Source organism: Actinomadura citrea, assembly GCF_013409045.1.
Taxonomy (GTDB): Bacteria; Actinomycetota; Actinomycetes; order Streptosporangiales; family Streptosporangiaceae; genus Spirillospora; species Spirillospora citrea.
Genome location: NZ_JACCBT010000001.1, coordinates 8,399,876 through 8,410,367 on the forward strand (window position 1 = coordinate 8,399,876; position 10,492 = coordinate 8,410,367).

A 10,492-nucleotide genomic window follows, 5' to 3' on the forward strand; every position below is an offset into this window, starting at 1 on the left:
TCATCGGTGCGTTGCCGATCACACGGCATAGCGCTACCCGCACTCACCGCCACCAGTGTCTCGCAGCCGGGCCCCAAGACCTCGCATTGCAGGCACCTTGACAATTGTTGGGGCGATCATAATGCGTTTCCGCAACTCACGGCTGCGGACCAAGATTGCGGCCCTGCTGGTCTCGTTGACAGCGCTGTGGGCCTTCGCCGCCTGGGTGACGTTGCGCGAAGGCGTGAACCTGCTCTTCGTGAGCACCCTGGACAGCGTCGTGGCCCCGAGCGACCCGCTGCTCGTCGAACTGCAGCAAGAGCGCCGCCTCACCGTGACCATGCTCGCGTCCGGCCAACGGCGGCCCGACGTCCTCGCCGCCCAGCGCGCCCGCACCGACAAGGAGCGGGCCATCGTCGTCGAGAAGGCCGGCAGCGGCTCGGTCCGCCGCGCCGCCGACGACGAGATGGACCAGCGGCTCGACGCGATGGTCCGGCTGCTCGGCCGGCTCGACGGCGACCGCCGTTCGATCGACGCGGGCGCCTTCGACCGCCGGCACATCATCGACGTCTACTCCGACACCATCGAGTCGATCTTCCACATGTACGACGGGACGACGACGCTCGACGACAGGGGCTTCACCTCCGACCTGCGCGCGGAGATCGCCGTCAACCGGTCCTGGGAGCTGCTGTCCCAGGAGGACGCGCTCGTCGCCGGCGTCCTGGCGTCCGGCCGGATCACCCCGGTCGACCAGATGGACATCGCCAAGGCCGTCGGCGCCCGGCGCCTCAACTACGAGCGCGCCCTGGTCGACCTGGAGGGCGCGGACCGGCAGGCCTGGAACGAGCTGAACGCCAACAAGCGGCTCACCACCGTCAGCGCCCTGGAGGACGTGCTCCTCCAGCGGACGAAGACGCACGGCCCCCGCATGAGCGCCGAGCAGTGGCGCGGCGCGACCGATCCCGCGCTCGCCCAGATGCGCAAGACCATCCAGGACGCCGGAGACCGGCTGGTGGAGCGCGCCACTCCCATCGCCACCTGGGTCATCATCCGGCTGCTGCTCGCCGGTGGACTCGGCCTCCTCGCGGTCATCGCGTCCATCGTCGTGTCGATCACCACGGCGCGCGCCCTCGTCCGGCAGCTGGAGCGGCTGCGCGGCGCCGCGTGGGAGCTCGCCGAGCAGCGGCTGCCCGGCGTCGTGGAGCGGCTCGGGCACGGCGAGAAGGTGGACGTCGAGGTCGAGGCGCCGCCGCTGCGGTTCGGCAACGACGAGATCGGTCAGGTGGGCCGCGCGTTCAACGCCGTCCAGGAGACCGCGATCCGCACCGCCGTCGAGCAGGCGGAACTGCGCCGCGGCATCCGGGACGTCCTGCTGAGCCTGGCCCGCCGCACCCAGACGCTGGTGCACCGGCAGCTCACCATGCTGGACACGATGGAGCGCCGCCGCGACATCGAGACCAAGGAGCTGGAGGAGCTGTTCCGGCTCGACCACCTCGCGACCCGCATGCGGCGCAACGCCGAGAACCTCATCGTGCTCTCCGGCGCCCTCCCGGCCCGAGGCTGGCGCAACTCCGTCCCGATGGTGGACGTCGTACGCGCCGCCGTCGGCGAGGTCGAGGACTACACCCGCGTCACCGTCCTGCCGTTCGGCCCGGTCGAGCTGGCCGGACGCTCGGTCGGTGACGTCACCCACCTGCTGGCCGAGCTGATCGAGAACGCCGTGTCGTTCTCCCCGCCCGACACCATCGTGCAGGTCGGCGGGCACCTGGTCGCCAGCGGCTTCGCCATCGACATCGAGGACCGCGGGCTCGGCATGACCGACGAGAAGCTCGCCGAGATCAACGGGCGGATCGCCGACCCGCCCGACTTCAACCTGCAGAGCTCGGTCCAGCTCGGCCTGTTCGTGGTCAGCAAGCTCGCCGAGCGCTACAACCTGCAGGTCTCGCTGAAGCGGTCCGCCTACGGCGGCACGACCGCGGTCGTCGTGATCCCCAGGGAGCTGATCGTCGAGCAGGGCCCGGCGCAGGTCCCGGCCGGCACCACCACCACGAACGGCCTGGAGGTCCGGCGCCCGGCCGCCGTCGGCGCCGCGTCCGGCGCCGCGATCCGCTCCGCCTCCCCCACGGTGACGCTCCCCCCGGCGGGCACCGGACCGCAGCCCGTCGGCCCCGCCCTCGTGGCGGTCCCCCCGCCGGCCGCGGAGCCGCTGCCCGTCCGGCCCGCCGGCGGCACCGCCCCCGAAACAGAGCCCGAGGCCGCCACGCCCGCGGGGCACGGCGACCCCGCGGACGGCGCACGTCCCGACCCCATCGAGCCGGAGGACCTGCCACCCGTGCCCGACATCTCCACCACACCGTCCGGTCTCCCCGTCCGAGTGCCGCAGGCGAACCTGGCCGAACCCCTGCGCACCGATGAGCCCGTCGCCGCCGACGAGCAGGACGAGCAGGAGGACCCGGGCCGCTCCCCCGAGGAGATCCAGCGGATCATGGGTTCCTACCAGCGCGGCACCCAGCGGGGCCGCGTCGACGCGGCGGAGGCCCTCGGCACCAACGCAGCGGAAGGCGAGGCAGAGCAGTGACGCAGAAGACCGGTTCCTCCTCCGATCTGGGCTGGCTGCTGGACGACCTGGTCCACCGGCTGCCGCACGCCCGCAGCGCGGTCGTGCTCTCGGCGGACGGCCTGCTCATGGCGTCCTCCGAGGGCATGACGCAGGACGACGGCGAGCACCTCGCCGCCGTCGCCGCCGGCATCCAGAGCCTCGCCAAGGGCGCCGGGACCCGCTTCGGCGGCGGGCCCGTCCGCCAGACGATCGTCGAGATGGCCTCGGCGTTCCTGCTGGTCACGGTCGCCGGCAAGGGCGCCTGCCTTGCCGTCCTGGCCAGCGAGGAGGTCGACGTCGGCCTCACCGCCTACGAGATGGCGATGCTCGTCACGGCCATGGGCCACCACCTCACCTCGCCGTCGCGTTCGGAGTCCGCGCAGGAGGGGCGCCCGGCATGATGCCCCCCGAGGATCCAGCCCAGGAGCCCTGGGCGGACGAGGCCGTGACGCGCCCGCCCCTCAGCGACCGGTTCCTGGACGAGCACGCGGGCCCGATGGTGCGGCCGTACGTGATGACCAGCGGCCGCATCGAGCCGACCCGCGGCAAGTTCGACCTCATCACCCTGGTGGTGGCGGTCGGAGCGGAGCCGGAGGGCGCGATCGCCCTCGGACCCGAGCACCTGTCCATCATCCGGCTCTGCCAGTCGGTGATGTCGGTGGCCGAGATCACCGGCCATCTCGACCTCCCCGTGGCGACCGTGCGGGTGATGCTCGGCGACCTGCTCGACAAGGGCTTCGTCTCCCTGCAGGAACCCGAACCGGAGGCGGACATGCACGACATCAGGCTCTACAAGGCGGTGATCGATGGTCTCCGGGCCCTCTAGGCGCGACGTCCGCGCCCGCCGGCTCCCCACCGCGGTCAAGATCGTGATCGCGGGCGGATTCGGGGTCGGCAAGACCACGATGGTGGGCACGGTCTCGGAGACCCGCCCCCTGCGCACCGAGGAGTTGCTGACCGACGAGAGCGTCGGCATCGACGACATCTCCGGGGTGGAACGCAAGCAGACCACCACGGTCGCGATGGACTTCGGCCGCATCACGATGCGCAACGAGTACGTCCTCTACCTGTTCGGTACCCCCGGCCAGGAGCGCTTCTGGTTCATGTGGGACGAGGTCTCGCTCGGCGCGCTCGGCGCCGTCGTCCTCGCCGACACCCGCCGCCTGTCGGACTGCTTCCCGTCCGTCGACTACTTCGAGCGCCGCGGCACCCCGTTCATCGTCGCCGTGAACTGCTTCGAGGGCGCCCAGCGCTACGACCTGACGGAGATCCAGATGGCCCTGAACCTGGGCCCCAAGGTCCCCGTCATGCTCTGCGACGCCCGCAGCCTGGGCTCCTGCAAAGAGGTCCTCATCGACCTCGTCCTCCACGCCATGAAAACCCGCGGCCTCACAGAAGAACCAGAACCCCAAAAAGCCTGAGACACCGAAGCGGGGCCGTGTGCCGCCGGCGCTGAGCCGGCGGCACACGGCCCCGCTTCGATTTCCGCGCCCCCACGCAGTGACGGGAGCCGCGCGACTTCGCACCCGCCGCACCCACGGGCGCACCGACCCAAGCGACCGCCGCAACCACGCAACAACCACAATGGCCGCGATCGCGTCCGAAGGCAGATTCGAGCGAAGCAAGAATCTGATCGCGCAGCGAGCCGCAAGGCGAGCCGGAGCGATGCCAGCGATCGCCGCAGTGCCCGACGATGGAGGGCCCTCCGGGCCCGAAGGAGGAGGGCACTGCAGTAAACACAGCTAGCCGGTACGGCTCACTACATAGTCGCAGAGGTTGGTGAAGGCGTCGCGGGCGGGGATCTCGGGGAGGGTGAGGAGTTCGGTGCGGGCGTCCTCGGCCCAGCGGCGGAGGTCGGCGCGGGCGCGGTCCATGGCGGGGTGGGCGCGCAGGAGGGTGAGGGCCTCGGCGTGGAGGGCGTCGTCGGTGAGGTCCTGGGTGAGGAGCTCGCGGAGGCGGGCGTCGTCGGGGCCGGAGCCGATGCCGGCGAGGACGTGGTGCATGGGGAGGGTGCGGATGCCCTCGCGCAGGTCGGTGCCGGGGGTCTTGCCGGACTCCTCGGTCTCGGAGTCGATGTCGAGGATGTCGTCGGACAGCTGGAAGGCGATGCCGATCTTCTCGCAGGCGGAGGTGACCGTGTCGACGACGTGGGCGGGGGCGCCCGAGAGCAGGGCGCCGAACTGGCCGGAGACGGCGATCAGGGACGCGGTCTTGTCGGCGACGACCTGGAGGTAGTGCTTGAGGTGGTCGGCGTCCTCGCCGGGGCCGACGGTCTCCTGGATCTGGCCGCGGACCAGGCGGGCGAACGCGCGGGCCTGGATGCGGACGGCCTCGGGGCCGAGGTCGGCGAGCAGGTCGGACGCGCGGGCGAACAGGTAGTCGCCGGTGAGGATGGCGACGGTGTTCGTCCAGCGGGAGTTGGCGGACTGCTGGCCGCGGCGGACGGTGGCCTCGTCCATGACGTCGTCGTGGTAGAGGGTGCCGAGGTGGGTGAGCTCGACGACGACGGCGGCCGGGACGACGCCGGGCGCCGCCGGGTCGCCGAAGTGGGAGGCCAGCAGCACCAGCATCGGCCGGAACCGCTTGCCGCCCGCCTCGACGAGGTGCTGCGAGGCCTCGGTCAGCAGCGGGTCCTCGCCCCGGACGCAGTCGAGCAGCAGGGACTCGACGGCGGCGAGGCGCTCCTTGGCGTCGGACGCGAGCGCGGCGTCGACGGGAAGCCCGAACGGGCCGGTCTCCTGGATGGCCGGCCCGCCGGACTTCTCAGCGAATGGGTTGCTCACCCAAGACTCCCTACCGGACGAACATGTGGGTCGTGGCCTGCCCCGCGAGGTCCAGAACGGGCTGCGGGATCACGCCGAGTACCACAGTAGCCGTCACTCCGACCGCGACCGCGACCGCGGTCGCCGGGCCGGCCACCACGACCGGGCCCTCGGCGTCCGGCTCGCTGAAGAACATGACGACGATCACACGGACGTAGAAGAACGCGGCGACCGCGGAGGAGAGCACGGCGACGATCACCAGGGGTGTCGCACCGCTCTCGACGGCAGCCTTGAACACCGCGAACTTCCCGGTGAAACCGCTGGTCAGCGGAATGCCGGCGAAGCCCAGGAGGAAGAAGGCGAAGACGCCCGCGACCACCGGGGACCGCTTGCCGAGGCCGGCCCACCGCGACAGGTGGCCGGCCTCGCCGCCCGCGTCCCGCACCATCGTCACGACGGCGAACGCGCCGATCGAGGTGAAGCCGTAGGCGACCAGGTAGAACATCGTGCTGGACAGGCCGTCCGCCGAGCTGGCGATCACGCCCATGAGCAGGAAGCCCGCGTGCGCGATCGAGGAGTAGGCCAGCATCCGCTTGATGTCGGTCTGCGTGATCGCGATGATCGACCCGGCGACCATGGTGAGAATGGCCACACCCCACATGAGGGGCCGCCAGTCCCACTTCAGCGTCTCGAACGCGACGTAGTAGACGCGCAGGATCCCGCCGAACGCGGCGACGACGGTGCAGGACGCCATCAGCGCCGTGATGGGGGTGGGAGCGCCCTGGTAGACGTCCGGCTTCCACATGTGGAACGGGACGCCGCCGAGCTTGAACAGCAGCCCGACCGACAGCAGCGCGACGCCCGCGAGGAGCAGGGTCTCGCTGCCCGCGTCCTTGCCGATCTGTACGGAGATGTCCGACAGCCGGACGGACCCGGCGTACCCGTACAGCAGCGCCGCCCCGTACAGGAAGAACGCCGAGGAGAACGCGCCGAGCAGGAAGTACTTGACCGCCGCCTCCTGCGAGAGGAGGCGCCGCCGGCGGGCCAGCCCGCACAGCAGGTACAGCGGCAGCGACATGACCTCCAGCGCCACGAACATGGTGAGCAGGTCGTTGGCCGCCGGGAACATCACCATGCCGCCGACGGCGAACATCATCAGCGGGAACACCTCGGTCTGGGTGAACCCCGCCTCGGTGGTGCGCTGCTCGGCCTCGCTGCCGGGCAGGGCGGACGCCTGCGCGGCGAAGTGGCCGCCGGCCCTGCCCTCCCCCCGCTCGGCGATGAGCAGGAGGCTGACCAGGGCCAGCACCAGGATGGTGCCCTGGATGAACAGCGTGGGGCCGTCCACGCCCAGAGCGCCCTCGGCGGCGACGTGGTGCGGGTTGTCGCGCCATGCCAGCGCGATCGTCCAGCCGAACGCGCCCGCGAGGCCGAGGAACGCGAGCGGCACCTGCACGTAGTAGCGCGCGCTCCGGCCGACGAACGCCTCGACGAGCACGCCCACGACGGCGACGCCGAGGACCAGGAGCAGCGGGGCGATCTGCCCGTACTCGATGTGCGGCGCGGGGATGTCACCCCCCTGCGCGAGGACCGCGCTCACCTGACTGGTGGTGCTCATGGACGGGCTCCGTTCTCGGCGACGTTACCGGTGATGTCCGGCGCCGGGTCGTGCTCGCCGACCCGGGCCAGCGTGTGGCCCACCGACGGGTTGATCACGTGCAGCACCGGCTGCGGGAACAGGCCCATCGCCACGATGATCGCGATGATCGGCGCGAGGGCCCACTTCTCCCGGGCGGACAGGTCCTTCATGCCCTCGACCGCGGGCGTCTTGGGGCCGCCCATGGTCCGCTGGTACATCCACAGGACGTAGATCGCGGCGAGCACGACGCCGCTCACCGCGAGCGCGCCCGCCCACTCGTACCGGCTGAACGTCCCGACGATGACCAGGAACTCCGATACGAACGTGGACAGGCCGGGCAGCGACAGCGCGGACAGGCCGGCGACCAGGAACATCCCCGCGAGGACGGGGGCGACCTTCTGGACCCCGCCGAAGTCGGAGATCCGCGCCGACCGCCGCCGGACGATCATGAAGCCGACGACGAGGAACAGCGCGCCGGTGGAGAACCCGTGGTTCACCATGTAGAGCGCGGCGCCGGACTGGCCCTGCGACGTCATCGCGAAGATGCCGAGGACGATGAACCCGAAGTGCGACACCGACGTGTAGGCGATGAGGCGCTTCATGTCGACCTGGCCGATCGCGAGGACCGCGCCGTAGATGATGCTGAGCACCGCGAACGCCAGCACGACCGGGGTCGCCCACTTGGCCGCGCCGGGGAACAGCTCCAGGCAGAACCGGAGCATGCCGTAGGTGCCGACCTTGTCCAGGACGCCGACGATCAGCACCAGCGCGCCCGCCGGGGACTGCTGCGCCGCGTCCGGCAGCCAGGTGTGCACCGGCACCATCGGCGCCTTGATCGCGAACGCGACGAAGAAGCCGAGGAACAGCCACTTGGCCGTCGTCGGGTCGATGTTCATCTTCGACAGCTCGTCGAACATGAACGTGCCGTGCCCGAGGCCGCCCTCGTCGACCGACCGGCTCGACAGCGGGTACAGCCAGATGACGGCGACGAGCATCAGCAGCCCGCCGAACAGCGAGTACAGCAGGAACTTCACCGCGGCGTAGGAGCGCTGCGCGCCGCCGTAGTACCCGATGATGAAGTACACCGGGATGAGCATCGCCTCGAAGAAGACGTAGAACAGGAACACGTCCGTCGCGGCGAACACGCCGATCATGGCCGCTTCCATCGTCAGCAGCAGCGCGAAGTAGGTCTTCACCGACCGCTGCGTTCCGCCCCCGTGGCCACGCCCCGCCTCGTCCCGGGCCGGGGCGTCCACGCCGCCGGACCGGTCGGCCTCGTTCCACGACGCCAGCATGACCAGCGGGACGAGGATCACCGACAGCAGGATCAGCACCAGCGCGACGCCGTCGACGCCCACCGCCCAGTGGACTCCGAACTCCTTGATCCACCAGTACTTCTCGGTGAACTGGAACCGCGCACCGCCCGCGTCGAAGCCCGCCGCCATGACCCCGGTGAGGACCGCGACGACGAGGGAGACGCCGAGCGAGAACTGCTTGGCCAGCGCCTCCCGCTCGCGCGGGATGGCGGTGAGCAGCACCGCGCCCGCCAGTGGCAGCGCGATGAGGACGCTCAGCCAGGGAAAGTCGCTCATGACACGTTCACCACCAGGAGCGCCGCGACCACGAGGGCCGCGCCGCCCAGCATCGAGAGGGCGTAGGAGCGGGCGAAGCCGGTCTGGACCCGCCGGAGCCGGCCGGAGCTGCCGCCGACACCGGCGGCCGTCCCGTTGACGGCGCCGTCGACGCCGCGCCCGTCGAACCAGACCGCGAGCCGGGTCAGCCACTGGCCGGGACGCATCAGCAGCGACTCGTTGAGCGCGTCGCCGTAGAGGTCCTTGCGGGCCGCGACGGTGACGAACGAGCCCTTGGGCGCCTCGCGCGGCACCTTGCGGGCGCCGTACTGCATCCAGGCGATCCCGGCGCCGACGATCATCAGGACGAAGGTGGCGGCGCCGGGCGCGGTGAGCCACTTGAACTCGTGCGCGTGCTCGGGCGCCCCGACGACCGGTTCGAGGAACTCGGGGAAGCTGCCGAGGATCAGGAACCCGCCCGCGAAGACGGAGCCGACCGCGAGCAGCATCAGCGGCCAGGTCATGACGGCCGGCGACTCGTGCGGGTGGACGTCGTCCTCCCAGCGCTTCTCGCCGAAGAACGTCATGAACATGACCCGCGACATGTAGTAGGCGGTGATCCCGGCGCCGATCAGCGCGCAGGAGCCGAGGATCAGCCCGGACGTGCCGCCCTTGTCGTAGGCGGCCTCGATGATGCCGTCCTTCGTGAACCAGCCGGACAGGCCGGGGAACCCGATGATGGCGAGGTACCCGAGCCCGAACGTCACGTAGGTGATCATCATGACCGTGCGCAGCGCGCCGTAGTGGCGCATGTTCACGTCGTCCTTCATGCCGTGCATGACGGAGCCGGCGCCGAGGAACAGGCCGGCCTTGAAGAAGCCGTGCGCGACGAGGTGCGCGATGGCGAACACGTAACCCGCCGGGCCGAGCCCGGCGGCCAGCACCATGTAGCCGATCTGCGACATCGTCGACCCGGCGAGGGCCTTCTTGATGTCGTCCTTGCCGCAACCGATGATCGCACCGGCGAGCAGCGTGGCCGCGCCGACGATCGTCACCACCAGCTGCGCGGTCTCGGACATCTCGAAGATCGGCCCGGACCGGACGATCAGGTAGACGCCCGCGGTCACCATCGTGGCGGCGTGGATCAGGGCCGACACCGGGGTCGGGCCCTCCATCGCGTCCAGCAGCCACGACTGCAGCGGGAGCTGCGCGGACTTGCCGCACGCGCCGACCAGGAGCAGCAGCCCGATGGCCGTCGCGGTGCCGGTGCCGAGCTTGGAGGCGAGCCCCACGTGCTCGGCGCCGGTGCCGAGGACCGAGCCGAAGTCGATGGTGCCGAACGAGGCGAAGATCAGCGCGATCGCGATGATCAGCCCCATGTCGCCGACGCGGTTGACGACGAACGCCTTCTTCGCGGCGGTCGCGGCGGTCGGCTTGTGCTGCCAGAACCCGATCAGCAGGTAGGAGGCGAGTCCGACGCCCTCCCAGCCGAGGAACAGGATCAGGAAGTTGCCTCCCAGCACCAGCAGCAGCATCGCCGCCAGGAACAGGTTCAGGTAGGCGAAGAACCGGCGCCGGTCGGGGTCCTCGGCCATGTAGCCGATGGAGTAGATGTGGATGAGCGAGCCCACCCCGGTGATCAGCAGGACGAAGGTGATGGACAGCGGGTCCACCAGCAGGTCCATGCCGACCTTGAACGTGCCGACGTCGATGAAGTCCCACAGGTGCAGGGTGCGGCGCCGGGTCTCGGCGTCGTACCCGATCATCTGGGCGAACATCGCGGCGCCCACCGCGAACGACGCCACCGACATCGCGGCGCCGAGCAGGTGGCCCCACTTGTCGGTTCGCCGTCCCCCCAGCAGGAGGATCGCGGCGCCCGCGAGCGGGAGCGCGACGAGGAGCCAGGACGCGGCCTGGATGCCTTCCGCTTTCATCCCTGGCC

8 protein-coding genes are annotated in these 10,492 nt (G+C 70.7%); 4 read left to right on the forward strand and 4 right to left on the reverse strand.

Annotation, left to right across the window (positions count from 1 at the left end; genetic code table 11):
* Positions 1 to 121: 121 nt before the first annotated feature.
* The 4 genes from BJ999_RS38460 to BJ999_RS38475 are packed head-to-tail and all read left to right on the forward strand — an operon-like array spanning position 122 to position 3,999.
* Positions 122 to 2,557, forward strand: coding sequence for a sensor histidine kinase (locus BJ999_RS38460; RefSeq protein WP_179837777.1), 2,436 nt, complete (start codon positions 122 to 124; stop codon positions 2,555 to 2,557).
* A complete protein-coding gene (locus tag BJ999_RS38465) occupies positions 2,554 to 2,979 on the forward strand; it encodes a roadblock/LC7 domain-containing protein (protein ID WP_179837778.1) in 426 nt (141 codons plus the stop codon). The genes BJ999_RS38460 and BJ999_RS38465 overlap by 4 nt, the downstream gene beginning before the upstream one ends.
* Positions 2,976 to 3,404, forward strand: coding sequence for a DUF742 domain-containing protein (locus tag BJ999_RS38470; protein WP_179837779.1), 429 nt, complete (start codon positions 2,976 to 2,978; stop codon positions 3,402 to 3,404). The genes BJ999_RS38465 and BJ999_RS38470 overlap by 4 nt, the downstream gene beginning before the upstream one ends.
* Positions 3,385 to 3,999, forward strand: a complete 615-nt coding sequence (locus BJ999_RS38475) for a GTP-binding protein (RefSeq protein WP_179837780.1) — start codon at positions 3,385 to 3,387, stop codon at positions 3,997 to 3,999. The genes BJ999_RS38470 and BJ999_RS38475 overlap by 20 nt, the downstream gene beginning before the upstream one ends.
* A gap of 321 nt (positions 4,000 to 4,320) precedes the next feature.
* Here BJ999_RS38475 and BJ999_RS38480 read toward each other — a convergent pair whose 3' ends face one another.
* From BJ999_RS38480 to nuoL, 4 genes are read right to left on the reverse strand one after another with little or no spacing between them, the layout of a single operon-like run.
* Positions 4,321 to 5,322, reverse strand: a complete 1,002-nt coding sequence (locus BJ999_RS38480; RefSeq protein ID WP_179839101.1) for a polyprenyl synthetase family protein — start codon at positions 5,320 to 5,322, stop codon at positions 4,321 to 4,323.
* 49 nt (positions 5,323 to 5,371) lie between these two features.
* On the reverse strand, positions 5,372 to 6,958 hold the full coding sequence (gene nuoN / locus BJ999_RS38485) for an NADH-quinone oxidoreductase subunit NuoN (RefSeq protein WP_179837781.1): 1,587 nt from the start codon (positions 6,956 to 6,958) through the stop codon (positions 5,372 to 5,374).
* Complete coding sequence (locus BJ999_RS38490) at positions 6,955 to 8,571, reverse strand: NADH-quinone oxidoreductase subunit M (protein WP_179837782.1); 1,617 nt, start codon at positions 8,569 to 8,571, stop codon at positions 6,955 to 6,957. Before BJ999_RS38490 ends, nuoN begins: the two co-directional genes overlap by 4 nt.
* Complete coding sequence (nuoL, locus tag BJ999_RS38495; RefSeq protein WP_179837783.1) at positions 8,568 to 10,484, reverse strand: NADH-quinone oxidoreductase subunit L; 1,917 nt, start codon at positions 10,482 to 10,484, stop codon at positions 8,568 to 8,570. Before nuoL ends, BJ999_RS38490 begins: the two co-directional genes overlap by 4 nt.
* Positions 10,485 to 10,492 lie beyond the last annotated feature (8 nt).

Bases quoted from the DNA above. Each gene is read 5' to 3' on its own strand.
- BJ999_RS38460 (WP_179837777.1), top strand. From the start codon at position 122: ATGCGTTTCCGCAACTCACGGCTGCGGACCAAGATTGCGGCCCTGCTG.
- BJ999_RS38470 (WP_179837779.1), top strand. From the start codon at position 2,976: ATGATGCCCCCCGAGGATCCAGCCCAGGAGCCCTGGGCGGACGAGGCC.
- BJ999_RS38475 (WP_179837780.1), top strand. From the start codon at position 3,385: ATGGTCTCCGGGCCCTCTAGGCGCGACGTCCGCGCCCGCCGGCTCCCC.
- nuoN (WP_179837781.1), bottom strand. From the start codon at position 6,958: ATGAGCACCACCAGTCAGGTGAGCGCGGTCCTCGCGCAGGGGGGTGAC.
- BJ999_RS38490 (WP_179837782.1), bottom strand. From the start codon at position 8,571: ATGAGCGACTTTCCCTGGCTGAGCGTCCTCATCGCGCTGCCACTGGCG.
- nuoL (WP_179837783.1), bottom strand. From the start codon at position 10,484: ATGAAAGCGGAAGGCATCCAGGCCGCGTCCTGGCTCCTCGTCGCGCTC.